This is a genomic window from Parcubacteria group bacterium CG10_big_fil_rev_8_21_14_0_10_36_14 (assembly GCA_002772895.1).
Taxonomy (GTDB): domain Bacteria; phylum Patescibacteriota; class Patescibacteriia.
On record PFCS01000003.1, the window covers coordinates 2,651 to 3,483 of the forward strand.

Annotated in this window: 1 protein-coding gene and 1 pseudogene (1 of these 2 cut by a window edge); both read left to right on the forward strand. The window is 38.3% G+C overall.

Features of this window, described 5'->3' with window-relative positions; genetic code table 11:
* Window positions 1-453 (forward strand): annotated as a pseudogene (locus tag COU51_00255) (chromosome partitioning protein ParA); it begins 312 nt to the left of the window's first position.
* 9 nt (window positions 454-462) lie between these two features.
* On the forward strand, window positions 463-833 hold a 371-nt coding region (locus tag COU51_00260), incomplete at its 3' end, for a chromosome partitioning protein ParB (protein ID PIR67126.1).

Sequence of the window (833 nt, forward strand, 5' to 3'; positions counted from 1 at the left end):
GAAAATCGCTTGGCTTTGGCTATTCAAGAAGTACGTGGAGCTTATGACTACATTATTATAGACTGTCCGCCGTCTTTGGGGCTTCTTACTATTAATGGGCTAGTTGCCTCGGATAAGGTGCTTATTCCTGTACAGGCAGAATATTATGCATTAGAGGGTCTTGGTCAGTTGATTTCTACCATAAATCTTGTAAAAGAAAATATAAAGTCCGAACTGGAGATACTTGGAGCGGTTCTTACGATGTTTGATAAAAGAAATAAACTTTCCGGAGAGGTTATGCAAGAGTTATATAAATATTTTCCTGACAAAATTTTTCGTTCGGTAATCCCTAGAAGCGTGCGATTGGCAGAAGCGCCAAGTTATGGAAAATCAATTTTGCATTATGATTCAAGTTCTAAGGGAGCCAGAGCGTATGAAAGGCTGGCGAGGGAGCTATTAGATAATGAAATATAAAATTAAATTATGGCTTTAGGCAGAGGATTGGGATCCTTAATTCCACAAAAACAAAATATATCCAGCGCTAAAGGAAGTGTAGTAAAAGAAGAGTCTTCGAAAGAAGGGATAAATTTTATTGAAACAAACAAGGTTTTTCCAAATCCGGATCAGCCGAGAAAGTTTTTTTCTGACGTTGAGATGGAGGGATTGGTTGATTCTATAAAAACGCACGGTATTTTACAGCCGATTATTGTTGCGCCAAAAGATGGAAAGTATGAGATTATTGCCGGAGAAAGACGATACCGAGCCGCAAAACTTGGCGGATTAAAGCATGTTCCGGTTATTGTGAGAGACGTGACCGAACATGAAAAAATGGAACTTTCTTTAGTTGAAAATAT